This is a genomic window from Alsobacter ponti, from assembly GCF_024294805.1.
GTDB lineage: Bacteria > Pseudomonadota > Alphaproteobacteria > Rhizobiales > Beijerinckiaceae > Alsobacter > Alsobacter ponti.
In genome coordinates this window covers 44,473-69,207 of sequence record NZ_JANCLU010000012.1, presented here as the reverse complement: position 1 = coordinate 69,207, position 24,735 = coordinate 44,473, and the positions used below count along the sequence as shown (strand labels likewise).

The following is a 24,735-nucleotide window of genomic DNA, read 5'->3' as shown; positions in this document are numbered from 1 at the left end:
CGGTCGAGACCGGCCCTCTGACTTGCGCCAGCATCGCCGAGAGCCCCGCCGCCGGGGCTGCCCCGGCGGCGGCGGCTTCGGCTTCGGCTTACTTCGGCAGCTTGTCGTCGATGCCCTTCACGTAGAAGGCCATGCCCAGCACCTGCTCGTCCGAGAGCGCGCCCTGGCCCTTGCACGGCACTTCCTTGCCGTCCTGGTCGAACACCGGGCACTTGAACGGGTTGAGCTTGCCGGACTTGATGGCCTCCTGGGTGTCCATGGCGGCCTTCTTCACGTCGTCGGGCATGTTGGTGTAGGGGGCCATGTTGACCATGTTGGCCGCGAAGCCGCCCCAGGTGTCCTCGGACTTCCAGGTCTTGTCGAGCACCGCCTTGACGCGGGCGATGTAGTAGTCGTTCCAGTTGTCGACGATCGAGGTCAGCGTCGCCTTGGGGGCGAAGCGGATCATGTCGGAGGCCTGGCCGAAGGCCAGCTTGCCGCGCGCCTCGGCCTGCTGCAGCGGGGCCGGGCTGTCGGTGTGCTGGGTGATGATGTCGGCGCCCTGGTCGAGCAGCGCCTTGGCGGCGTCGGCTTCCTTGCCCGGGTCGAACCAGGTGTTGGCCCACACGATCTTGACCTTGACGGCCGGGTTCACCGACTGCGCGCCGAGCATGAAGGCGTTGATGCCGGACACCACTTCCGGGATCGGGAACGAGGCGACGTAGCCGATCGTGTTGGTCTTCGTCATCTTGCCGGCGATGACGCCCTGCACGTAGCGGCCCTCGTGGAACTTGGCCGAGTAGGTGGCGACGTTCTTGTCGCGCTTGTAGCCGGTGGCGTGCTCGAACATGACGTTCGGGTACTTCTTCGCCACCTTCAGCGTCGGCTCCATGAAGCCGAACGAGGTGGTGAAGATCAGCTTGTGGCCGCTGCGCGCGAGCTGCTCGATGGGCCGCTCGGCGTCCGCCTCGGGGACGTTCTCGAGGAAGGTGGTCTCGACCTTGTCGCCCAGCGCCTTCTCCACGGCCAGCCGGCCCTGATTGTGCTGGTAGCTATAGCCGAAGTCGCCGACCGGCCCGACATAGATGAAGCCGACCTTCAGCTTCTCCTGGGCGGACGCCGCCCCGGTGAGCGCGGCGGCGAACGCGATCGCTCCCGCTGCCTTGATGAGATGACGCATCCTGTTCTCCACTCTCGGGACTGTGGCCTGTCCGCGCGGCTGGCCGGCGCCCGATCCGGCCTTGCCGCGAAATCTAGTTCATCCGGTTCCGCCGCGAAATCGGCGTTTTACCCCAGCGGTTTGTTTTCACATGCATTTTGCGTGCTAGCCTAGCGGTCCGGCACGAAGGGCGCGCCCAGCGAGCCCGGAGCGCCGGTCGCCTTGCGCTCGCCCACCGACATCACCACCAGCGCCAGGATGGTCGCCACGTAGGGAAAGGCGGAGAGCGCCTGCGAGGGAAAGCCGATCGAGGCTGCCTGCAAATGCAGCTGCAGCACCGTCGCGCCGCCGAACAGATAGGCGCCGAACAGCACGCGCAGCGGCTTCCACGAGGCGAACACCACCAGCGCCAGCGCGATCCAGCCGCGGCCGGCCGTCATGCCGGGCGACCAGAACGGCGTGTAGACGAGCGACAGATAGGCCCCCGCCAGCCCGGCGCAGGCCCCGCCGAACAGGATGGCGTAAAGCCGCACGCGCAGCACCGGCAGGCCGAGCGCGTGGCCCGAGACGTGGTTCTCGCCGATCGAGCGCAGCGTCAGGCCGGCCCGGCTTCGGCCGAGGAACCACAAGATGCCGAGCGCCAGCGCCAGCGACACGTAGACGAACGGGCTCTCCCCGAACAGCAGCCGCCCGACGCCCGGCAGGTCGGTGAGGCCGGGAATGTAGACGGGCGGGATGGCGTCGCGGTTGGTGCCCACGAAGCCCGCGCCGATCAGCCCCGACAGGCCGAGCCCCATGATGGTGAGGGCAAGCCCGGAGGCGACCTGATTGGTGGCGAGCCCCAGCACCAGCAGGGCGAACACGGCCGACAGCGCGAGGCCCGCGAGCACCGCCGCGCCGACGCCGACCAGCGAGGAGCCCGACAGCGTCGCCGCCGCGAAGCCGCAGGCGGCGCCGACCGCCATCATGCCCTCGATGCCGAGGTTGAGCACGCCGGCCTTCTCGACCACGAGCTCGCCGAGGGCGGCGATCAGCAGCGGCGTCGCGGCGGTGATGACGGTGAGGAGGATGGCCTCGGTGACGCCCATGCTCAGGCCCTCGCCGTCGTCACGACGCGCACGCGGTAGGAGACCAGCGCGTCGGCAGCCAATACGCACATCAGCAGGATCCCCTGGAAGGTTCGCGTCAGGTCGAGCGGCAGCTTCAGCGCGATCTGCGCGCTCTCCCCGCCGATGACGGTGAGCGCCACCACCAGCGCGCCGAAGAGCATGCCGACGGGGTGCAGCCGGCCGAGGAACGCCACCGTGATGGCGGTGAAGCCGTAGCCCACCGAGATGCCGGGCTTGAGCTGGCCGATCTGCCCGGTGACCTCGACGATGCCGGCGAGCCCGGCCATCGCGCCGGAGATGCAGAACGCAGCGACCACCAGCCGGTCCGGGTTGAAGCCGGCGAAGCGCGCCGCCTTGGGCGACTCGCCCGATACCCTCACCCCGAAGCCGAACAGCGTGCGCTGCACGACGAACCACGCGACCAGCACCGCGATGGGGCCGAACAGCAGCCCGGCGTGGAGCCGGCCGCCCTCGGCCAAATAGGGCAGCATGGCGTCGAAGTTCACCGTCTGCGGGAAGTTGAAGCCTTTGGGGTCGCGCCACGGCCCGCGCACCAGATAGTCGAGCGTCAGGTCGGCGACATAGACCAGCATCAGGCTGGTCAGGATTTCGCTGACGCCGAAGGCGACCCGCAGCAGCGCCGGGATCAAGGCGTAGAGCAGCCCGCCCAGCGCGCCCATCAGCAGCGCCGCCGGCAGCACCCACGGCCCGGCGTCCGTGCCGGCGGTGACGAGCGGCAGGATGCTTCCGACCAGCGCGCCCATGACGAACTGGCCCTCGGCGCCGATGTTCCACAAATTGGCGCGGAAGCAGAACGACAGGCCGATGGCGATGAGCAGCAGCGGCGTCGCCTTGACGGCGATCTCCTGCAGGGCCCAGCCCTCCGTCAGCGGCTGGATGAAGTAGACGTCGAGCGCGGCGGCGGGCGAGCGGCCCATCAGCGCGATCACGACGCCGCCGATCAGGATGGAGGCGACCAGCGCCGCCACGGGCGCGAGGATGCGCGCCGCCGCCGGCACGTCCCGGCGCGGCACGAGTTCAAGCCGCATGCGCGTGTCCTTCCCCGCTACCGGCCATCAGGAGCCCGATCTGCTCGCGCCCGATCTCGCGGGCGGGATGGGCGGCCGACAGCCTTCCGTCGTGGATGACGGCGATGCGGTCCGCGATGGCGAAGATTTCGTCGAGGTCCTGGCTGATGACGACCACCGCCGCGCCGCGCGCCGCGAGGTCGATCAGCGCCTGGCGGATGGTGGCCGCCGCGCCGGCGTCCACCCCCCAGGTCGGCTGGTTGACGACCAGCACGCCGGGCTCGCGCAGGATCTCGCGGCCGACCACGAATTTCTGGAGGTTGCCGCCCGACAGCGTGCCCGCCATCGGGTCCGCGCCGCCCTTGCGCACGTCGAACGCCTTGATCACGGCGGCGGCGAGCTGGCGGGCCATCGCGCCGTTGACGAGCCCGCGCCGCGCCACGCCGCTGGTGGCGTGCAGCGAGAGCACGATGTTCTCCGACAGCGTGAAGCGCGGCGCGGCGGCGTGGCCGTTGCGCTCCTCCGGCACGAAGGCCGCGTTGCGCCGCCGTCGCCGGTCGATGCCCATCCGCCCGACCGGCTGGCCGTCGATGCGCACCGCCTCCTGGGTTTCGGCCTCGACCTCGCCCGACATGGCCGCGAACAGCTCGGACTGGCCGTTGCCCGCGACGCCCGCGATGCCGACGATCTCGCCGCCGCGCACGGCGAGCGACACGCCGGCGAGCGGAATGCCGTGCGCCTCGGTCGGCGCCAGCGACAGGTCGCGCAGCTCGAAGCGCACCGGCCCGGCGGCGTGCGCCGGCGCGGGCCGCACCTCCACTACCTCGCTGCCGACCATCAGGCTCGCCAGCCGCGACACGCTCTCGACGCGCGGGTCGCACGCCGCCACCACCTTGCCGGCGCGCATCACGGTGGCGCGCTGGCACAGGCGCTTCACCTCCTCCAGCCGGTGGGTGATGTAGAGCAGGCCGCAGCCGCCCGCCGCCAGCCTGTCCAGCGTCACGAACAGCGTGTCCGCCTCCTGCGGCGTCAGCACGGATGTCGGCTCGTCGAGGATCAGCAGGCGCGGCTCGCGCAGCAGCGCGCGGACGATCTCGATGCGCTGGCGCTCGCCGGCGGAGAGCGTCCACACCGGCCGGCCCGGGTCGAGCGCCAGGCCGTAGCGCGCGCCGACCTCGGCGATGCGCTTGTCGAGATCGCGCAGGCTTTCGCCGCGCGGCAGGGCGACGGCGATGTTCTCCGCCACCGTCAAATTCTCGAACAGCGAGAAATGCTGGAACACCATGCCGATGCCGAGGTCGGCGGCGTCTTCCGGGTTGTCCAGCGTGACGCGGCGGCCCTGCCAGATAATCTCGCCCTCGTTGGGCTGCAGCAGCCCGAACAGGATCTTCACCAGCGTCGACTTGCCCGCGCCGTTCTCGCCCAGCAACGCGTGGATCTCGCCCGGACGGACGTCCAGGTCGACATGGTCGTTCGCCGTCAGGTCGCCGAAGCGCTTGACGATGCCGCGCAGCGCCACCAGCGGCGCGTCGCCGGCCGGCGATCCGCCGGCCTCTTCCCTTGTCATGATGCGGTCCCCTCGCCTGCCCCGGTCCCGCCCCGGCCGTTTTCGGCCTAGGGCGCGTTCGGCGCACCACATCGCGCGAAACATTCCGCGCGCCGCGATGATGTCGCAATTCCATCGCTCGCCAAAGCGCAGAGTTTCGGCTTAAACGCTCGCAAATTGCGTGCAGTTGCTCACGGAAGCAGCACGGTCGCGCCCGTGGTGGCGCGGCTCTCCAGTTGACGGTGAGCCTCGGCGGCGTCCTTCAGCTTCATCTTCTGGCCGACCTTGATCTTCACCGCGCCGGACGCCACCACCGCGAACAGGTCTCGCGCCATGGCGGCGAGGCTCTTGCGGTCGCTCGCGTAGCCGGCCAGCGTCGGGCGCGTCATGAACAGCGAGCCCTTCTGCGACAAGAGCAGCGGGCTGAACCCCTCGATCGGCCCCGACGCGTTGCCGAAGGTGACGAACATCCCGCGCGGGCGCAGGCAATCGAGCGAACCCGGGAAGGTCGCTTTGCCGACGCCGTCATAGACCACGTCGCACTTCTTGCCGCCGGTGATCTCGGCGACGCGCTTCACCCAGTCCTCCTCGCGGTAGAGGATGACGTGGTCGCAGCCGTTGCGCTTGGCGAGGCGCGCCTTGTCCTTGTCGCCCACCGTGCCGATCACCGTCGCGCCGAGGTGCTTGGCCCACTGGCAGGCGATGAGCCCGACGCCGCCGGCTGCGGCGTGGAACAGGATGGTGTCGCCGGCCTTCACCTTGAACGTCTGGCGCAGCAGGTACTGCGCGGTGAGGCCCTTGAGCATCATCGCCGCGGCGGTCTCGTAAGAAATCGACTCGGGCAGCTTGACGGTCAGCTCGGCCGCGATGTTGCGCTCCTCGGCGTAGGCGCCCATGCCGGCGGCGGTGGCCACGCGGTCGCCCTTGCGGAAGCCGGTGACGCCGGGGCCGACGGCGATGACGTCGCCGGCCGTCTCGCCGCCCGGGGTGAAGGGCGTCGGCGAGGCGTACAGGCCGGTGCGCTGGTAGACCTCGATGAAGTTGAGGCCGATGGCGCGCGTCTTGACGCGGATCTGGCCGGGGCCAGGCGGCGGCAGCTCGAAATCCTCGTAGACGAGGGCGTCCGGCCCTCCCACCTTGTGAACGCGGATGCCCTTGACCATGTCTCTCGCCCCTTCGCTGGGAATCCGGGGCATTCTAGAAGCCCGCGCGGGCGCGGCAACCGGCATGGCGCGCATGACGGTGGGAACAAAAATTATACAATTATTTCTTGTATTATCGCGCACGGCTCCCTAGATTCCGCGCATCCGCCTTCAGGCCTGCTTTCATGACCGAGTCGCTCCCTCGCCGGCGCACGGAACCCACCTTCGCCGAACTGTTCACGCCCAAGCTCGTCACGGTGCTGAGGGAGGGTTACGGGGCCGCCGCGCTGCGCGCCGACGCCATCGCCGGCGTCACCGTCGCGATGGTGGCGCTGCCGCTCTCGATGGCGATCGCCAAGGCGAGCGGCATGTCGCCGGACCGGGGCCTGTTCACCGCCATCGTCGGCGGCATCATCATCTCGGCGCTGGGCGGCAGCCGCTTCCAGATCGGCGGGCCGGCCGGCGCGTTCATCGTGCTGGTCGCGTCGGTGATCGAGCGGCACGGGCTCGACGGCTTCGCGCTCGCCACGCTGATCATGGGCGCGGTGCTGATGGCCGTCGGCTTCCTGAGGCTCGGCACCTACATCAAGTACATTCCCCACCCGGTGACGGTGGGCTTCACCAGCGGCATCGCCGTCATCATCTTCGCCAGCCAGCTCAGCGACCTGTTCGGCCTGCGGCTGGCCGGGCGCGAGCCGGCCGCCTTCATCCCCAAGCTGGAGGCGCTGTGGGCGGCGCGCGACACGGTGGCGCCGGGCGCGCTCCTCGTCACCGCCGCCTCGCTCGCCGTCATCCTGGTGCTGCGCAAGCTGCGGCCGCACTGGCCGGGCTTCCTCGTCGCCATCTTCGTCGCCGCGCTGCTGTCGCTGGCGCTGTCGCGCGCCGGCCTGCCGGTGGAGACCATCGGCACGCGCTACGGCGGCATCCCGAGCACGCTGCCGATGCCCACCCTGCCCACCTTCTCGCTGGAGAAGTTCGGCGCCGTGCTTCCGGACGCGCTCGCCATGGCGCTGCTCGGCGGCATCGAGTCGCTGCTGTCGGCGGTCGTCGCGGACGGCATGACGGGCCGCCGCCACCGCTCCAATTGCGAGCTGGTGGCGCAGGGCGTGGCCAATATCGGCTCGGCGCTGGTCGGCGGCGTGTGCGCCACCGGCACCATCGCGCGCACCGCCACCAACGTGCGCGCCGGCGCGCGCGGCCCGGTGGCCGGCATCCTGCACTCGCTCGTGCTGCTGCTGCTGATGCTCGTCGCCGCGCCGCTCGCGGCCTATATCCCGCTCGCCGCGCTCGCCGCCGTGCTCGCCGTGGTGTCGTGGAACATGGCCGAGAAGGCGGAGTTCGCCGCCATCCTGCGCCGCTCGCGCGGCGATTCCGCCGTGCTGCTCGCCACCTTCCTGCTGACCGTGTTCCGCGACCTCACCGAGGGCATCGCCGTCGGCGTGGTGCTGGGCGCGATGGTGTTCATGCACCGCATGGCCGAGCTGGTCGAGGTGCAGACGCACCAGCGCCTGTTCGACGAGGACCAGGCCGACAGCGTCGACAGCCGCGGCGACTACAAGGGCGTCGCGGGCGACGAGCGCGTCGTCTACCGCATCAGCGGCCCCTTCTTCTTCGGGGCGGCGCACGAGGTGTCGGCCGTGCTGGAGCGCATCGGCCAGATGCCGAAGGACTTCGTGATCGACATGTCGGGCGTGCCGTTCGTCGACTCGACGGGGGCGGAGTCGCTGGCGAGCTTCGTGCGCAAGGCGGCGCGCTCGGGCACGGCCGTCACCATCGCCGGCGCGCCGGCCGGCGTGCGCCGCGTGCTGTTCGAGCACGGGCTGAAGCCGCCGCTCGTCGCCTACGCCGTCGACGCCGCCCGGCCGGCCGAGGCCGTCGCCTGACAGGTCAGTTGCGGAACCACGGCGTCTCGGTCGCCGTGCAATTGGTCGCCGGCCGCGACGCCTGCGCGCGGCGCAGCAGCGGCGCGGGCTCGGCGAGCCCCGCCACCTCGCGCACGATCTTGTTGCGGATGGCGACGGCGAACTGCTCGCGCGTGCGCACCGGCTCCATGAACGCGCCCGGCCCGCCGATGACGCAGTCGCGGTAATATTCGTCGAGGAAGGCGGTGTCCCACGGGCCCGCCCCGCCCCGGTTGAGCATGATCGGCAGGCCGTTGATGACGACGCCTTGCGCCAGCGCCTCGTCGCGCGCCTGCGTCACCGGCCGCCCCTGGTTGTTGGCGCCGTCGCCGGAAATGTCGATGACGCTGCGAATCGCCTCGTAGTCGCCGTCGCGCAGCAGGCGCATGCCGGTGTCGATCGCCCCCGAGATCGAAGTGCGCGGGCCGCGATGCGGCGCGCCCTGGGCCAGCTTGGCCGCGAACTCCATGGCGCCCTCGCCGCCTTCCATCACCGTCCACGGCACGACGACGTACTGGATCGACGACGCCGCCCACTCGACATAGGTGACCGCGACGCGGCCGATCATGCCGTTGCGGATGGCCTGGTGGACCTGCGGGTCGCGGAAAGCCTGCACGAAGCCCTCGCGCTGCAGCGCCTGCTCCTCGGGGTCCATCGAGTTGGAGATGTCGACCGCCAGCACCAGCGCCACGTCGACGGGCTGGCCGGCGGCGGCGGGCGGCGCGGCCAGGAGCAGCGCGGCGGCAAACGGCGCGGCGAGCGCGCGGAGCGCCGCTTGCGCGGGAGAGCGGAACGCGAGCATGGGGACCTCCGTCGCGAACACGCAGACTGAGGCACCTGACGCGGCCGTGCAATCACAAGACCGTGCGCGCGAGATCCCGCGGGCAAGTCCGGACGCGGAAGGGCGCGCGCCTTCGCAAGGCGCACGCCCAATCAGTCCGCCAGGCGACGGCCCCGCTCGCGCCGGGCCGTCGATCGACCGAAGAGCGGGTCAGACCCGCCGCGTTCCCGCGCCCGGCACGCCGGGCGAGCCGCCGGGCAGCGGCGTCGCCGGCCTGGCTTCGGCGGGCTTGGAGTCTCCCGGCTTCGACTCGCCGGGCTTCCTATCGGAAGGCTTGCCCGCCGGGCCCGCCTCGCCGGTGAGGCCGGCGCTCTGCGCCACCTCACGCGCGCCGTCGGTGACGCTGGTGCGCGCCTTCTCGGCGACGGCCTTGACGCGGTCGGTCATGTCCTCCGCCGCGTGGCGGGCCGTGTCGGCCAGCCGGTCGGGCGTCAGGCCCTGCTGGCGCGCTTCTTCCTGGATGTCGTGGGCCGTGCGGCTCACGACGTCCTTGGCGCGCTCGTAGCCCTGCGCGGCGGCTTCCGTCGCCGCGTCCTTCAGCTGGTCCGCCGTGTCGCCGACCCAGCGATTCTCGACGCGCGTGCGCGGCAGCGCCGCGCCGATGCCCGCGCCGATGGCGAGGCCGACGGCCGCCACCATCAGCGGCTGCTCGTGGGCGAGCCGCGTCAGGTTGTTGCGCATGTCGTCGATCAGGCCGCCGCCATAGCCCGACGACGCCCGATAGCCGCCGCGCCCGCCGGCGACATAGCCGCGCGACCCGGACCGCGACGACGACGACGACGACGACGAGCCCATGCCGGGAATATACTCGCGCACCGTCTCGGCGACGGAGCCGACGCTGTCGCGCACGGAGCGGACGGCGGAGCTTGCCGTGTCGCTGGCGCTGGAGACGAGGCCGCTCGCCGTGTCGCGGGCGGAGCGGGCCATGTCGCTGGCGTAGTCGCCGGCCTGGCTCGCGGCGTCGCCGACGCGCGAGGTCAGCGAGTCCTCGTCCTCATGGCCGCGCCCGAACCGCTCCTCGTCCTCGCGGCTATAGCCGCCGTGGCTCGGCCGGCCGCGCCGCTCCCACTCGTCGTCGGAGAGGCCCCGGCTCGCCGCCTGCGCACCGCCCATCGCCATCATGGCGAGGCCGGCGCCGATCAGCACGGTCGGCATCGGGTTGTCGCGGATCGACGCGCCCAGGTTCTCGACGAACCCGGCCACGTTGGTGCGCGAGCCGGATAGCAGCTCGTCGAGAAGCTGGCCCGGCGACAGGCGCTCGCGCAGCTCCTCCAGGGTTTCCGACAGTTGCGCCCGGTTCGCCTCGGCTTCGCGCTCGATGTCACGCGACGACCGGCCGGACGACGTATCGCCGTTGCTCATTGAACCTGCTCCTTCGCCACTGCGGCGTCTCGATTGAGGGAATGGATCGTGCGCTCGGGGGTCAGCTGCTCGACCGAGAGGTTCGAGAGGCCCTTACGCACGACGATGTAACCGACGATCCCGACCACCACCGCCACGGCGAACGTCGCCCAGACCTCGGGCATGCCGAACCACACGAGGAGCAGCACGATCCCTTGCAGGAACAGGATGCCCGCCGCGATCAGCAGCACCGCGCCGGCGATGATCATGCCCGCCGACGACACGAGGTCGCCGATCTTCTCGCTCATCTCCGCCTTGGCGAGCCTGACTTCCGTCCTGAACAGGTTGGTGACCTGGCTCAGGACGTCGGCGAACAGGTCGGGAAGCGATTGGCCTGTCCGTTCGTCAGACATTGCGGCTTCCCCCTCCGCTGCCGCCGGCCGGACCGCCCTTGGGGCCGCCCGGGTTCACGGACGCGCCCGTCTGGTTGGAGGCCTGGCCGGGCTGGCCGGTCTGCCCCTGCAGCCCCGCGCCGGAGATCGAGCCGGGGCTCGAGGACGTGTTGGGAGTTCCGCCGGAAGAACCGCCGCCGGGAGACCGGGACGCGCCGCCCGGCTCGCTCGACCGGTTCGGCGAGCCGCCGGTTCCCGAGCTGCCCTGCGTGGATGCGCCCGAAGCCCCGGAGCCGGAGCCCGCGGATCCCGCGCCGGAGCCCGGCCGGTTCGCGGACGAGCCGCCGGGGCTCGCGGACGAACCGCCGCCAGCCGAGCCGCCCATCCCGGAGGACGAACCGCCGGAGGACGAACCGCCCATGCCGGACGACGAGCCGCCCATCCCGGGCCGCGACGAGCCGGACGAACCGCCCATGCCCGGACGCGAACCGCCGGACGACATGCCGGACGAACCGCTCATCCCCGGACGACCGCCTCCGCTCATGCCGGGACGACCGCCTCCGCTCATGCCGGAACCACCGCCGCCGCTCATGCCGGCGCGCTGGCCGCCGCCCTGGCCGCCCATGGGACGACCGCCGGACGAGCCGCGCCCCATGCCGGAGCCGCTGGAGGCCTGGCGGCCGCCCTGGTAGGCGCCCTGCCGCTCGGCCGAGGCCTTCAGCAGCCGCGAGAGGAAGAAGCCGGCGACGACCGACCCCGCCACGAAGGCGGTCGGTTCGCGGCGGGCGAACTCGTTCAGACGGCGCATCATGTCGCCAACACTCCGGTCTCGGACGTTGCGGGCCAGGTCGTCGACGCTGCGCGCCATGGTGCCGATCTGGTTGGCCATGTAGGGAGACGTGTCGCGCAGCTCGCCCGCCGCCGCGTCGGCGGCGCGGGAGAAGGCCTGGAGATAATCGGCGCTGCGGCTCTTCTGGCTCCCGACGAGATCCTCGGCCCGCTCGCGCAGGCCGGACACGGCCTCGCCCGCGGCCGTGCGCGCCCGGTCGGCCAGGTCGCCGGCCATCTCGGATGCGCTGGACGCCGCCTGCGAGGCGGCGCGGCGCGCGGTGTCGGTGATGTTCTCGTCGCCCGACACGGCGGTCGGCGCGTCAATTCGCTTGGGCGTGGGACCACCCGGCATGCCGGACCGCCCCTCCGAACCGGGGCTGGAGGAGCCCGGATTCTTTCCGCTTTCCATGGCGTTCTCACTCTCGCTGCTGGACAGGGCTCAAGCGGCCCGTTCGCCCATCAACGAGATGGCGAGGGCTTCTGTTCCGGCGGTCATGAGGGGGAAAAACGCCGACGCAAGGGACGGCGGACGTGCCGCCGCAACCTAGGGCGGACCTTCGTTCGCCCGTCTCCCGAACCCAAAGGGCGGGCCCCGTCCGCCCGTCTCCCGAACCCTAAAGGGCGGACGCCAGTCCGCCCGTCCCCGGAGCCCCGCAGCGTCAGCGGAGGGGCATCCGGGGTCCAGCGCATGGATGCTGCCGCGAAGCGGCGCTTCATGGAGACGGCCCATAGTGGCGCGCTGACGCGCGACATATTGCGCTGGGTCCCGGCTCCGGTTCCGCTGTCGCTCCACCGGTCCGGGAACGGGCGGGCCGGAGGCCCGCGCTAACGAAAGACGCTTGCGCTGCGGAACGACGCTTGCGCCACGAACCGGGCCAGCCGGACCGGTCCACTTCCGCCACGACTTCGCCCGTCTCGACGCCCGGCCGCCAAGCAAAAAGCCCGGCCGAGGGGCCGGGCTTTCGCGTTAGATGTCTGGCGTCAGTAGAGCCCGCCGGTGCCCGAGCCCACGGCCCGGTCCATCTCCGGCGACAGGCTGAACGGTCGTCCACCCGTGTCGCCGATGACTGAGAAGGTCTCGGGCGGACCGGTGCCGGGCTTGAAGGCTTCCAGGATCGAGTTCTCGCCCGGGCCGGCGCGCATGCCGGTGCCGCTGGCGACGCGGATGAGCTTGATGCCGGGCGGCACGCGGAACGGCGTGGCCGGCTTGTCGGCCAGCGCGACCTTCATGAAGTCGCGGAAGATCGGGGCGGCGTACTGGCCGGCCGTCGCCGAATTGCCGAGCGAGCGCGGCTTGTCGTAGCCCATGTAGACGCCGACGGCGAGGTCCGGCGAGAAGCCGACGAACCACACGTCCTTGGCGTCGTTGGTGGTGCCGGTCTTGCCGGCCAGCGGCTTGCCGACTTCCTTCACCACGGTCGCCGTGCCGCGTTGCACCACGCCTTCCAGCATCGAGGTGATCTGGTAGGCGGTCAGCGGGTCCAGCACCTGCTCGCGCCGGTCGACGAGGCGCGGCTCGTTCTGGCCGCTGAACTTTTCGGCGTCGCAGCCCACGCACTGGCGCTCGTCGTGGCGGTAGATCGTCTGGCCCCAGCGGTCCTGGATGCGGTCGATCAGCGTCGACTTGATGCGCTTGCCGCCGTTCACGAACATCGAATAGGCGGTGGTCATGCGCAGCACGGTCGTCTCGCCCGCGCCCAGCGACATGGAGAGCAGCGGCGGCAAGTCGTCGTAGACGCCGAAGCGGCGCGCGTACTCGGCGATGAGCGGCATGCCGACATCCTGCGCGAGGCGCACCGTCATCAGGTTCTTGGAGTGCTCGATCCCGTAGCGCAGCGTGCGCGGGCCGGCGAACTTGCCGTCGTAGTTGTCGGGCCGCCAGATCTCCTGCCCCGCGCCGGCGTCGATCTCGATCGGCGCGTCGAGAACCACGCTCGACGGCGTGTAGCCGTTGTCGAGCGCCGTGGCGTAGACGAACGGCTTGAACGAGGAGCCCGGCTGGCGCAGCGCCTGGGTGGCGCGGTTGAACTTCGACTGGTCGAAGGAGAAGCCGCCGACCATGGCCAGCACGCGGCCGGTATACGGGTCCATGGCGACGATCGCGCCCGAAATCTCGGGCATCTGGCGCAGGCGCAACGTCGCGCCCGAGCCCTCCGGCTCGACATAGATCACGTCGCCGGGCGACAGCACCTGCCGCACCGGCTTGCGCGTCCACTTGGCGCCGTCATTGTTGATCGTGCCGATCTCGCGGGCGCGCTCGACGGCCCCCGACGGCTCGCGGCGGGGCTGCAGCCCGACGCGCGCCACGTCGCCGTTGACGTCCAGCACGACGCCGAGCCGCCAGGGCTGGACGTCGCCCAGCGTCGGCACCTCGGCCAGCGCCTCGCCCCATTCGCGCGACGACGACTCGAGCCGCTGGATGGCGCCGCGCCAGCCATGCGCCTCGTCGTAGCGCACCAGGCCGTCGGTCAGCGCCTTGCGCGCCATCAGCTGCATCTTGGGATCGAGCGTGGTGCGGACGGACAGGCCGCCCTCGTACAGCTTCTTCTCGCCGTAGCGGTCGGCCAGCTCGCGGCGCACCTCCTCGGCGAAGAAGCCGGCGGCGAAGGTGTTGGGCGACAGCGAGCGCGGGTTGACGTTAAGCGGCTCCTTGCGCGCCGCCTCCCCGTCCTCGCGCGACACGTAGCCGTTCTCGACCATGCGGTCGATGACGTAGTTGCGCCGCGCGGTGGCCGCCTCGCGGAAGCGGTACGGGTGGTAGTTGTTCGGCGCCTTGGGCAGGGCGGCGAGGTAGGCCGCCTCGGCGATGGTCAGCTCGTGGACCGATTTGCCGAAATAGTTGAGCGAAGCGGCGGCGACGCCGTAATTGCCGAGCCCGAGATAGATCTCGTTGAGGTACAGCTCGAGGATCTTGTCCTTGGTGTAGGTGTTCTCGATCCGCAGCGCGAGCAGCAGCTCCTTGATCTTGCGGTCGAAGGTCTGCTCGTTGGAGAGCAGGAAGTTCTTGGCGACCTGCTGCGTGATGGTGGAGGCGCCCTGCGGGCGCTGGCCCTTCTCGCGGCGCAGATAATAGACGGCGGCGCGGCCGATGCCCTCGATGTCGACGCCCGGGTGCTTGTAGAAATTCTTGTCCTCGGCCGAGAGGAAGGCGGCGACCACCATCTTCGGCACGGCCTGGATCGGCGTGAACAGGCGGCGCTCGCGCGCGTACTCGGCGAGCAGGCTGCCGTCGCCGGCATGGACGCGCGTCATCACCGACGGCTCGTGCGTGGCGAGCTGCGAATAGTCGGGCAGGTCCTGCGAGTATTTCCACAGCAGGAACGCCATGCCGGCCGCGCCGACGAGGAAGACGATCGCTCCCGCGGTGAACAGAAAGCCGATCAGTCGCAGAACGTAACGCATCGGGATCCGGGCCGTCGCTTCAGCATCAGGGGTCGCTCGCGCCGGTCGCTCGCGCGCCGGCCCGACAGGCGGCTCGTCCCCGCGGCGGCGCGCGACGCGGATGACGGGCCTTAATCTACCACTCCGGAGCCGCCGGCAATACAACTCTTGCGGAGGCGGCGCTACGCGCGGTGGTCCGTGATGGGTTGCCCGCGCAATGTGGTCAAAACACGACCGGAGCGCCGCGGAGCCTCAGTTCGACGTTTCCTGGTGCGCCAGGCGCGGGGCCAGGAACGAGATCACCGCGGCGGCGATGGCGTCCGACGCCTTGTCGCGCCACGCCGCCGTCTTCAACAGCTCGACGTCGGACTTGCTCGACAGATAGCCGAGCTCCACGAGGACGGAGGGCACGTCCGGCGCGCGCAGCACGACGAATCCGGCCGAGCGCGCCGGGTTCTTGTTGAGGCGCGACGCGCCGTCGAGCTGGCCTAGCAGCGTCCGGGCGAAGAGATGCGAGAAATTGCGCGTCTCGCGCACCGTGAGGTCGCCCAGGATGCCGGCGATGTCCTCGTAGGTCTCCGGAAGCGCCAGCCCGACGGCGCTGTCGGCGAGGTTTTCCGATTCGGCCAGCCGCGCCGCCTCGGCGTCCGAGGCGCGGTCGGAATTGGTGTAGACGGTGAGGCCGCGCACCTCGGGACTGACCGTCAGCGTGTCGGCGTGAATGGAGACGAACAGGCTCGCCTGCTGCGCCTGCGCCATGCGCACGCGCTCGCCCAGCGACACGAAGCTGTCGCCGTCGCGCGTCATGACGACGCGGACGAGGCCGCTCTTCTCCAGCTTGTCGCGCAACTCCCTGGTGAAGGCGAGCGCGACGTCCTTCTCGATGGTCTGGGCGATGCCGATGGCCCCGGTGTCGATGCCGCCATGCCCCGGGTCGAGCACCACGACGGGCCGGCGGTCGCCGGCCGGCGCGGGCTTGGGCGCGGCCGATTGCGGCAGCGGCGGCAGCGCGGCCACCGCCTGGCGGGAATAGGCCTCGCGGTCGGTCTTGCGCAGCTCGATGGAGAAGGACAGCGCCCCGCCGGCGGCGGGCTCGTTGCGCGCCTCGCCGGGAAGCGCCGGGCTCGCCAGCTCGATGACGATGCGCGAGCGGCCGGGCGCGACCATGCCGTAGCGCAGCGATTTCACCAGCCCCCTGCCCTTGCGGCCGAGATCGAGCGGCGCGGGGAAGTTCACTTCCGGCAGGTCGAGCACGATGCGGTCCGGCTTCTCCAGCACGGAGACGCGCGGCTCCAGCGGAGCGGTGACGGTGAAGGACAGGCGCGCCTGCGTCGCGTCGGCGGCGAGCTGGGCGTCGAGGGCCCCGGGAATCCCGGCGCCCGGCGGCGGGGCGGCGGTCGCGGTCTGGGCGGTCTGGCGCGGCGTCGCGGAGCCGGCGAGCGCGAGGCCGGGTGCGGCGCACAGCGCGGCGGCGAGCGCGACAAGCCGCCACGCGGCGACGCCCGGTCGCTTCGATCCCTCTCCGGAACGCCGCCGGAGCGGCCCGATCATCGGCATGGACACCCTCGGTGAGCGTCGCCCCCGCGACGACGGCCCGGCAAGGCCTTCGCCTTCTTAGGCTATAGGAGCCGACTGGTTAACCAACCGTGACCGGCCCTCGCGGTTTCACCGGCGGCTGTGGCGCGCGCGACACAGTTCACCTCACGCTTGCCAAATCGGCCATTCGGTCGTTAAGAGAGGATCGTCATGCAACCCGCGCGATGCGGTGCGGAAGACCTCGTCCGGGTTTCCCGTCGCTTGTCGCGTTTCGTCTCCCGGCTCTTGGACCCGTTTCCAGTTCAGCCGGGGCACAGGACTTGCTTGATCCGTCAATGTCTCGTGCCCGGCGCCTGATCGGCCCGGCGAGGCGCAACGGTCCGCCGCCCCGTCTCCGCCCAGGAGCCGCGCGCGCGGGCCTCAAAGGTGTCGAGGTCAATGGGCGAGAGCGCGCTGCTCCGAACCCGTCGAGAGCCAATCTCCAGCGGCTGTCGCCAGACAGCCGGCGCTCGCGTTTCTCGCCTCACGAGCCCCGTCCTTTCCGTTCCAGTATCAACCCAGCACGACGCAACCCACGCCGCATTCCGGCGTCAACCGCGCTCTGCTCCCTTTTTCGACCGCCGTTCCGTCTCCAGCCTCGCGCTCGCGCGCCCTTGCGCGCATCGATCGCGGACGAGCCCCGACGGAACCGGCCGACCCGGGGGAGCCGGGCCATTGAGAGTTCCTCATGGCGAACAAGATGCTCATCGATGCCTCGCACCCGGAAGAGACCCGGGTCGTGGTGGTCCGCGGCAATAGGGTCGAAGAGTTCGACTTCGAAGCCGCCAACAAGAAACAGCTCCGCGGCAATATCTATCTGGCCAAGGTCATCCGCGTCGAACCCTCGCTGCAGGCGGCGTTCGTCGACTACGGCGGCAACCGCCACGGCTTCCTGGCCTTCAGCGAAATCCATCCCGACTACTACCAGATCCCGGTCGCCGACCGTCAGGCGCTGCTCGCCGAGGACGCCCGCCAGGAGCGCGAGGCCGACGACGCCGAGGAGAGCCGCCGCGGCCGCGGCAACCGCCGCCGCCCGCGCAACGCCGCCCGGTCCGCCGCCGCCGGCGAGGCGGTGAGCGCCGAAGCCGAGGCGACTGAAGCCGCCGCCCCGCTTGAGGGCGAGCCCGCCGCGACGCCAGGCGAGGAAGCCGGCGAGTCCGCGCCGCACGAGACGACCGCCGACGCGGATGCGACCGCTTCCGTCGAGACCCAGCCCGAGGGCGATGCCCGGCCCGAAGCCGAGACCGCGCCCGAGGCCGAATCGTCCGACCGCTCCGGCGACGACAACCACGACGACCACGACCACCACGACGACGAGGCCGGCGAGGCCCACGAGGAGCCCGTCATCGAGCAGGTCGGCTCCGAGGACGCGATGGAGGAGGTGCCGGAGCGCCCCCGCCAGATCCGCCGCCAGTACAAGATCCAGGAAGTCATCAAGCGCCGGCAGGTTCTGCTGGTGCAGGTCGTCAAGGAGGAGCGCGGCAACAAGGGCGCGGCGCTGACCACCTATCTCTCGCTCGCCGGCCGCTATTCGGTGCTGATGCCCAATACGGGCCGGGGCGGCGGCATTTCCCGCAAGATCACCAACGCGGTGGACCGCAAGCGGCTGAAGTCGGTCGCCCAGGAGCTCGACGTTCCGGAGGGGATGGGCGTCATCCTGCGCACGGCCGGCGCGTCTCGCACCAAGGCCGAGATCAAGCGCGACTTCGAGTACCTGATGCGCCTGTGGGAGACGGTGCGCGAGCTGACGCTGCAGTCCTCCGCGCCCGCCCTCACCTACGAGGAAGGCTCGCTGGTCAAGCGCGCCATCCGCGACCTCTACAACAAGGACATCGACGAAGTGCTCGTCGCCGGCGAGGCGGCCTACAAGGAGTCCAAGGACTTCATGCGCATGCTCATGCCGAGCCATGCCAAGAACGTGAAGCCCTACCGCGACGTTCAGCCGCTGTTCGCCCGGTTCGGGGTCGAGGCGCAGCTCGACGCGATGTTCTCCAGCCAGGTGACGCTGAAATCCGGCGGCTATATCGTCATCAACCAGACCGAGGCGCTGGTCGCCATCGACGTCAACTCGGGCCGCGCGACGCGCGAGCACAATATCGAGGACACCGCGCTCAAGACGAACTGCGAGGCCGCCGACGAGGTGGCCCGGCAGCTGCGCCTGCGCGACCTCGCCGGCCTCATCGTGATCGACTTCATCGACATGGAGGAGAACCGCAACAACCGCACGGTCGAGCGGCGGTTGAAGGAGGCCCTCAAGAACGATCGCGCCCGCATCCAGGTCGGCCGCATCTCGCCCTTCGGCCTGATGGAGATGTCGCGCCAGCGCATCCGCACGGGCGTGCTGGAAGGCTCCACCGTGCCGTGCCCGCACTGCGCCGGCGCGGGCATCGTGCGCGCCACGCCGTCCGTCGCGCTGCACGTGTTGCGCGCCGTCGAGGAGATGCTGATCAAGAGCAACGCGCACAACCTCATCGTGCGCACCCGCACCGAGATCGCGCTGTACATCCTCAACCAGAAGCGCAGCCATCTGCGCGGGCTGGAGGACCGCTTCGGCGTCGACATCACCATTCTCGCCGACGAAACCCACACCGCGCAGCACGCCTTCGCCATCGAGCGGGGCGAGCCGGTGCTGAACCCGCGTCCCATCCCCGCCGCCGTGCATGTCGACAGCGTCGCCATGCCGGAGGAGGAGGAGTTCGAGGACGTGGCGGAAGCCGAGGACGATGAGGACGCGGACGAGCTCGCTCCGGCCGAGGCGCGCGCGCCGGGCGAGGAGCGCGAGCGGTCCGAGCCGCGCGGCGAGCGCGGGCGCGGCGAGCGTCGCGAGGACCGTCCGCGCGACGACCGTCGCCAGGACGAGCGCCGCGCCGAGGGTGACGAAGGCGGCCGTCGCCGCCGCCGTCGCCGTCGCCGTCGCGGCGGTCGCGACCGGCAGGAGGGCCAGCCGCTGAACGGCGCCGCGCCCATGCCGCTCGACGCGCCCCAGCCGGATGTCAGCGGCGTCGTGTTCGGCGGCACCGCCACCATCGAGCCGGGCAGCGACATCGCCGCCGAGCTGGCGCTGAACGAGGCCGAGGGCGGCATGGTGGGCGACGCCGAGGGCCGCGACCGCGGCAACGGCCGCCGCCGTGGCCGCCGTGGCGGCCGCCGCCTGCGCGAAGGCGCGGTCGAGGCCGGAGCCGAGGGCGAGGTGTCCGCCGAGGCCGGCGAGACCGTCGCGCCCGCCGGCGAGGCCCCGACGCCGGAAGCCCCGGCGGCAGAGGCCGCCGAGGCCGCGCCCGTCCGCAAGCCGCGCGCCCGCCGGCCACGCAAGGCCGCAGCCGAAGCGCCGTCCGAGGCCGCCGTCGCGGAGGCCGCTCCGGAGGCCGGAGCGGAGGGCAACGCTTCCGCCCAGGCCGCTGCCGAGGCTCCCGCGCCGCGGCCTGCTCCCGTCGCCGAGGTCGCGCCCGCCCCCGTCCGGGAGGAAGCGCCCGCCCCGGCCGAGCCCGCGCCGACGCCCGAGCCCGAGGTGCTGGCCACCGAGCCGATCGTCATCGGCGCGGAGCCGACCGCGCCGCGCAAGGCCGGCTGGTGGGCCAAGGCCAAGTCGGCGCTGTCCGGCGGCGATTGAGTCGAACGCAATGTCGAGTTAGGCGACGGGCCCTGCGGGGCCCGTCGCTTTTAGGCCCAGTCCTCACCCGCGAGCACGGGAGGCAGGGCATCGGATCACGTCCACGACTCGGGCCTTGAAATCTCTGACCCATCAGGCAGCTCGATCCGATCGGGAAACTGAGCCGATGCAAGGTGGGCTGGGTGCAGGCGGCGGACGAAAGTCGATACGCTTCGAAGTCCTGGGTTCGGATTTGCTACGGGCGTGAGCAATCCTACGATCCGGCCCAGCTTTACGGTCGCGATTCGAATCGGTTCGATCAGATCGCTGTCGTTCGATATAACCGCAGCGACGTCGTACTTGTCCTCAAATGCGTCCAGCAGCATATGACAAGCAAGATTGACGTCACTACCCTTCTCTTCTGTTTTATGTATTTTGACCACGGAAGGCCAGGGTTCCAATAGCTGACCCTGTTGAGGGGGGCGGAACTCCGGCGGATGGACAAGCGCTGCGAATTTCTGCGCGGACAGGAATGTTCCCCGATGCACGGAAATCTCAGGTATTGATGCTAGCGCATTCAGATACGTCTGTTGACGGGCTGGCGCGGTCGGGTCTGTCCGACCTGAGATGTTCGCCGTATAGTATCGAACTCCCCGCACATCGTTTTGGGGATTAAGAACTTCTTCCGCGAGGCGCTTCGGATTTAGCCATTTCAGATGAGGATGTTTTTGAAGCAGGCGGTAATAAAGATTGAAGCCATCGACATAAACAATGGTTCTCATGAAATTAACGCCTAAAAAAGCGAAGGCCGCATCGGGTTGCCCCTAGCGGCCTTCGGGCCGGCAGCACGCTGCTCGGCGGGTAAGGCGTTATATTTAAAGCTAGAAGAGTGGACTGGCAATACTGAACAGGCACCCCGCACTGCAAGCGGCGGAGTTGCAAATGAGCGCGCTCACTCCACGATGTCGACGCCGTCGAAGGGGTGGCGGCCGAGGGGGTCGATGACAAAGCCCTTCACGCCCTTGCGCGTCGCCATGAACACCACCGAGTGCGCGAGCGGCACCCACGGGGCCTGGTCGTGGAAGATCTCCTGCGCCTGGCGGTACAGCGCCTCGCGCGCGGGCCGGTCCGGCAGCCGCTTGGCGCGGTTGACGAGGTCGTCGTAGGTCGGGTCGCACCACCGCGCGATGTTGTTGCCGCCCGTGCGCGCCGAGGTGCAGCCCAGCAGCACGTTGAGGAAATTGTCGGGATCGCCGTTGTCGCCGGTCCAGCCGTAGAGCGCCAGCGCCGGGGTGCCGGCCTGCAGTTCGCGGCGATACTCGCTCCACTCGCGCGTCTCCAGCCGCAGGCGGATGCCGAGCGGAGCGAGGTCGGACTGGATCATCTCGGCGATGCGCTTGCCGTTCGGGTTGTAGGGACGGCTCACCGGCATGTACCAGAGGTCGGCGTCGAAGCCCGACGGGTAGCCCGCTTCCGCCATCGCGCGCTGCGCCTGGGCGCGGTCGAACCGCACGTCGCTGATCGCGTCGTTGTAGGACCACAGCGTCGGCGGGATGGGGTTCTTCGCCACCGTACCGGCGCCCTGGTAGACGGCCGCGACGATGGCGGCCTTGTCGATGGCCATGCTCACCGCCCGGCGCACCCGCACGTCGTCGAAGGGCGGTCGCGAGGTGTTCATCGCCAGATAGCCGACGTTCAGCCCTTCCTGGCTGAGCAAAGTGAGATTGGGGTCCTCGGCGATCTTGGGCACGTCGGCGGGGTTGGGGAACGCCATCACGTGGCATTCGCCGGCCTTGAGCTTGGTCAGGCGCACCGCCGGATTCGGCGTGATAGAGAAGACGAGCGTGTCGATGGCCTGGCGCCCGCCCCAGTAGTCGTCGAAGGCCCGGTAACGGACGGTGACGTCCTTCTGGAAGCCCTGGAAGACGAACGGCCCGGTGCCGATGGGCTGGGTGTCGAGCATGTCCGGCCTGCCGATGGTGAGCAGGCGCTCGGCGTATTCGGCCGACAGCACCACGTTGAACGGCATGGCGAGGTTGGCGAGGAACGGAGCCTCGGGCCGCGTCAGCGTGATCCGCACGGTGCGGTCGTCGACCTTCTCGATGCTCTTGAGCAGTTCGGGCATGCCGAGGTCGCGGAAGAAGTCGAAGCTGTAGCCGGAGATGTTGTGGAAGGGGTGGTCCTCCTTCCACTGCCGCATCAGCGAGAACACCACGTCGTCGGCGTTCATGGTGCGCGTCGGCTGGAACACGGCGTTGGAGTGGAACTTTACGCCCGCCCGCAGATGGAACACGTATTCGACGCCGTCGGGCGACACCGTCCAGCTCTCGGCCAGCGCCGGCTCGACGGTGGTCGTGCCCTTGGCGAACTCGACGAGGTTGTTGAACATCGGCCGGCCGGCGTTCATCCCGGTCGTGGTCGTGACGATCTGCGGGTTGAGCGCCTCGGGGTTGCCCTCGGAGCAGAAGACGAGCGTCTTGGCGACGGCCGGGGCCGACGCCGCGAGCAGCATCACGGCCAGCGCCGCAACGCCGGCCACTCGCCGGCGGGCGCCGGCCATCGCGTCGATCATCCTTGCGTCCCCTCCCCTTCGTGACGTCACACGGCCTCGACCTCGGCTTCGGCCGGGGCGACGGCGAGCGACGTGCCCGGAATGTCGATGCGGAACGTCGTGCCCCGCCCGGGCTCGCTGCTGACCTCGATCTGCCCGCGAAGCGTCTGGACGACGAGGTTGTAGACGATGTGCAAGCCGAGTCCCGTGTTGCCGCGGTGGCGCGCCGTGGTGAAGAACGGGTCGAAGATCCGCTCGATGCGCTCCGGCGGGATGCCCTTGCCGTCGTCGGCCACCTCGATCGCGACGCGCCCCGGGCCGGGCTCGCGCACGGCGATGCGCACGTGGCCGCCGCAGCCGTCGTCGTAGCCGTGGACGGCGGCGTTGACGATGAGATTGGTCAGCACCTGCCCGAGCGCGCCGGGATAGGTTTCCACCGTGAGGCCGGGGCGGCAGTCGACGTCGACGGTGAGGGAGCGCCGGCGCAGCACGGGCCCCAGGCTGGTCAGGAGCTCGTTGAGCCACGTCCGCAGGTCGAAGGCGCGCCGCTCGCCGCTCACCTGGTCGGCCGAGACCTGCTTGAAGCTGTGAACGAGGTCGGCGGCGCGGGTGAGGTTGACGGTCAGCAGCCGCGCCCCCTCGCTCATCCGCTCGGTGAAGGCGATCAGCCGCGAGCGCAGTAATTGCTGGCCCTTCGCCTCCTCGGCGAACTGGCGGGCCTCCTCGCCGACCAGCGTGGCGGTGGTCAGCGCGACCCCGACGGGCGTATTGATCTCGTGCGCGACGCCGGCGACGAGCTGGCCGAGCGAGGCCATCTTCTCGGCCTGGATCAGCGTCGCCTGGGTGCGGCGCAGTTCCTCGAGCGCCGCGTCGGCGCGGTCCACCGCGTCGCGCAGCGCGCCTTCGCGGGCCACGATCTCGTGCACGAAGAAATTGGCGGCGCGCGCCATGTCCCCCAGCTCGTCCTTGCGGTCCGAGTCGCTGACTCCGCCCGACGCGGGGTCCTCGGCAAGGCGGATCATGCTCTGCTGAACGCGGCGCAGCGGCCGCGTGATCTGCCGCGCCACGACGAAGCCCGCCAGCGCGCCGAACAGCAGGCCGAACGACCCGCCGACAAACAGGATGGTGCGGATGGTGGCGCCGAGCCGGTCGGCGGCGCCGGTGAACATGTCGTTGAGCGAGCGCGCCCCTTCCGTCAGCTCGACCGCCGAGCGGTCCATGTCCCACAGCGTGGCGTTCTGCTCGCGCAGCCCGGAGACGGTGGTGAACAGCCGGTCGCGCCATTCGCCGATGGCGTCGATCATCTCGGTCTGGATCAGCGGCGAGATCGGCAGGCTGGCCATGGTGGAGGCGAGCTTGTCGCTCTCCCGCACGATGGCGATGACGGCCTCGATGTCGCGCTTTCCGAGCGCCTCGGAGGTGCGCTGGCCGAGCTTCAGCACGGCGATGGCGATGTTCTGGGTGGCCTGCTCGGTCTCGTTGGCCTGCACGGAATAGGTGAGCAGCTGCGCCAGCTCCTCATGCAGCGCGCGCTGCTCGGTGTCGTCGACCTTGAGCATGCGCTCGCACCACTCGACGAGCGCCGTTTCGGCCGCGGCGCCGCCGGCGTCGAGCCCGGCGAGGTGCTCACCGAGCGTCACCGCGTCGTCCTTGCGCCCGGCCGCCTCGAGCGCGCGCATCAGGTCGAGCACGGCGTTGCGCAGCTGCGAGCGGGCGAAGGCCTGTCCGCGCTCGCGGTCGTTGGCGGCCGCGCCGCCGCGGCCGTCCTCGGCCAGGCGCGCCGCCTGCAGGCGAGCCGCCGCCACCAGGGCCCGCAGCTCCTGCGCCTTGTCGACGATGTCGCGGATGAGGCGAAGCCGCCGGTCCTTCTCGGTCAGCGAGGTGACGATGTCGGCGTTGGAGGCGTGCTGGCGCATGCGCGCCTGCTCGGCAAGGCCGGTGAGCACCGTGGCGCGCTCGGCCATCTCGCGCACAAGCCGGTCGTTGCGCTCGGTGGAGGCGGTGAGCCGGCGCATCTGCGCCGTGTATTGCTCCAGCGTCTGGGAGGCGAGCGCCACCGCCTCCGCCTGCTCCGGAGTGCGCGCGACGCCGGCCAGCGCGGCCAGGTCGTCGCGCGCCCGCAAAGTCTGCGAGGCGAAGCGCTGCGCCGTGTCGCGCCGGTCGGCGGGCGGCGCGATGACGTAGCGGTCGCGCTCGGCGGTGGCGACGAGCAGGTCGCGATAGATGGAGCCCGCCAGCACCGCGCCGTTGCGCGCCCGGTCGGCCTCACGCAGCAGCAGCCAGGCCGCCGCCGCGATGACGGCGGCGATGGCGATTGGAATTCCGCCCACCAAAAAGACTTTGGACGCGATACGCAGGACCGGATCTCCA

16 protein-coding genes are annotated in these 24,735 nt (G+C 70.6%); 2 read left to right on the top strand and 14 right to left on the bottom strand.

From position 1 onward, the window contains the following. Positions 1-88: 88 nt before the first annotated feature. From NK718_RS13290 to NK718_RS13270, 5 genes are all read right to left on the bottom strand, one after another. Positions 89-1,159 (bottom strand): BMP family ABC transporter substrate-binding protein, encoded by a 1,071-nt coding sequence (locus tag NK718_RS13290; RefSeq protein WP_254743087.1) that lies wholly within the window; start codon positions 1,157-1,159, stop codon positions 89-91. Between the two features lie 149 nt (positions 1,160-1,308). Then, positions 1,309-2,226: an ABC transporter permease gene (locus NK718_RS13285; protein ID WP_254743084.1), complete on the bottom strand. Its 918-nt coding sequence runs from the start codon at positions 2,224-2,226 to the stop codon at positions 1,309-1,311. A 2-nt stretch (positions 2,227-2,228) separates the two neighbouring features. Next, positions 2,229-3,296, bottom strand: coding sequence for an ABC transporter permease (locus NK718_RS13280; RefSeq protein WP_254743081.1), 1,068 nt, complete (start codon positions 3,294-3,296; stop codon positions 2,229-2,231). Then, positions 3,286-4,842, bottom strand: coding sequence for an ABC transporter ATP-binding protein (locus NK718_RS13275; protein WP_254743078.1), 1,557 nt, complete (start codon positions 4,840-4,842; stop codon positions 3,286-3,288). The genes NK718_RS13280 and NK718_RS13275 overlap by 11 nt, the downstream gene beginning before the upstream one ends. 170 nt (positions 4,843-5,012) lie before the next feature. Continuing rightward, positions 5,013-5,984, bottom strand: a complete 972-nt coding sequence (locus tag NK718_RS13270; protein WP_254743075.1) for a quinone oxidoreductase family protein — start codon at positions 5,982-5,984, stop codon at positions 5,013-5,015. Positions 5,985-6,148: 164 nt separating this feature from the next. On the opposite strand from NK718_RS13270, the gene NK718_RS13265 reads away from it, so the two are divergent. Continuing rightward, complete coding sequence (locus tag NK718_RS13265; RefSeq protein ID WP_254743073.1) at positions 6,149-7,846, top strand: SulP family inorganic anion transporter; 1,698 nt, start codon at positions 6,149-6,151, stop codon at positions 7,844-7,846. 4 nt (positions 7,847-7,850) lie between these two features. Here the strand turns inward: NK718_RS13265 and NK718_RS13260 are convergent, their stop codons facing one another. The 6 genes from NK718_RS13260 to NK718_RS13235 all read right to left on the bottom strand — a co-directional run bounded on the left by NK718_RS13260 (position 7,851) and on the right by NK718_RS13235 (position 16,207). Then, positions 7,851-8,666 carry a DUF1194 domain-containing protein gene (locus tag NK718_RS13260; protein WP_254743070.1) on the bottom strand — a complete coding sequence of 272 codons (816 nt, stop codon included), beginning with the start codon at positions 8,664-8,666 and terminating at the stop codon, positions 7,851-7,853. A gap of 189 nt (positions 8,667-8,855) precedes the next feature. Next, positions 8,856-10,067 (bottom strand): DUF3618 domain-containing protein, encoded by a 1,212-nt coding sequence (locus NK718_RS13255; RefSeq protein WP_254743066.1) that lies wholly within the window; start codon positions 10,065-10,067, stop codon positions 8,856-8,858. Beyond that, positions 10,064-10,459: a phage holin family protein gene (locus tag NK718_RS13250; protein ID WP_254743063.1), complete on the bottom strand. Its 396-nt coding sequence runs from the start codon at positions 10,457-10,459 to the stop codon at positions 10,064-10,066. Before NK718_RS13250 ends, NK718_RS13255 begins: the two co-directional genes overlap by 4 nt. Beyond that, positions 10,452-11,621 carry a hypothetical protein gene (locus NK718_RS13245; protein ID WP_254743060.1) on the bottom strand — a complete coding sequence of 390 codons (1,170 nt, stop codon included), beginning with the start codon at positions 11,619-11,621 and terminating at the stop codon, positions 10,452-10,454. The genes NK718_RS13250 and NK718_RS13245 overlap by 8 nt, the downstream gene beginning before the upstream one ends. Positions 11,622-12,250: 629 nt before the next feature. After that, positions 12,251-14,671, bottom strand: a complete 2,421-nt coding sequence (locus tag NK718_RS13240; RefSeq protein WP_254743057.1) for a penicillin-binding protein 1A — start codon at positions 14,669-14,671, stop codon at positions 12,251-12,253. A gap of 231 nt (positions 14,672-14,902) precedes the next feature. Then, positions 14,903-16,207: an N-acetylmuramoyl-L-alanine amidase gene (locus tag NK718_RS13235; RefSeq protein WP_254743054.1), complete on the bottom strand. Its 1,305-nt coding sequence runs from the start codon at positions 16,205-16,207 to the stop codon at positions 14,903-14,905. A 706-nt stretch (positions 16,208-16,913) separates the two neighbouring features. On the opposite strand from NK718_RS13235, the gene NK718_RS13230 reads away from it, so the two are divergent. Beyond that, positions 16,914-19,835, top strand: a complete 2,922-nt coding sequence (locus tag NK718_RS13230) for an Rne/Rng family ribonuclease (protein WP_254743052.1) — start codon at positions 16,914-16,916, stop codon at positions 19,833-19,835. Between the two features lie 95 nt (positions 19,836-19,930). Here NK718_RS13230 and NK718_RS13225 read toward each other — a convergent pair whose 3' ends face one another. The 3 genes from NK718_RS13225 to NK718_RS13215 all read right to left on the bottom strand — a co-directional run bounded on the left by NK718_RS13225 (position 19,931) and on the right by NK718_RS13215 (position 24,695). Next, a complete protein-coding gene (locus NK718_RS13225; protein ID WP_254743049.1) occupies positions 19,931-20,596 on the bottom strand; it encodes an NYN domain-containing protein in 666 nt (221 codons plus the stop codon). Between the two features lie 170 nt (positions 20,597-20,766). Next, the gene (locus NK718_RS13220; protein ID WP_254743046.1) at positions 20,767-22,386 is read right to left on the bottom strand and encodes an ABC transporter substrate-binding protein; all 1,620 of its coding nucleotides are present in this window, start codon (positions 22,384-22,386) and stop codon (positions 20,767-20,769) included. Positions 22,387-22,412: 26 nt separating this feature from the next. Beyond that, a complete protein-coding gene (locus tag NK718_RS13215) occupies positions 22,413-24,695 on the bottom strand; it encodes a sensor histidine kinase (protein WP_254743043.1) in 2,283 nt (760 codons plus the stop codon). Positions 24,696-24,735 lie beyond the last annotated feature (40 nt).